Annotated in this window: 1 pseudogene; it reads right to left on the bottom strand. The window is 58.1% G+C overall.

Features of this window, described 5'->3' with window-relative positions:
- Positions 1–227 (bottom strand): annotated as a pseudogene (gene tuf, locus BBA90_RS18950) (elongation factor Tu); the annotation flags it as partial.

Below are 227 nucleotides of genomic sequence, written 5' to 3'. Positions count from 1 at the left end.
CTTCAATCGGCAGCAGGAACGGCAGGTCGATTGCACGAACCGGATCCGGGATGTAGCTGTCCAGGTAGCCCGCCAGCTCAACGATTTTGCCTTCCCACTCTGCGTCGCCTTCCAGCGCTTTCAGCGCTGAACCGCGTACGATTGGCGTGTCGTCGCCCGGGAAGTCGTACTGTGACAGCAGGTCACGTACTTCCATCTCTACCAGTTCCAGCAGCTCTTCATCATCA

The sequence above is a fragment of the Pantoea eucrina genome, from assembly GCF_001691555.1.
GTDB classification, from domain to species: Bacteria; Pseudomonadota; Gammaproteobacteria; order Enterobacterales; family Enterobacteriaceae; genus Pantoea; species Pantoea borealis.
This window is presented reverse-complemented; position numbering and strand designations above follow the sequence as displayed.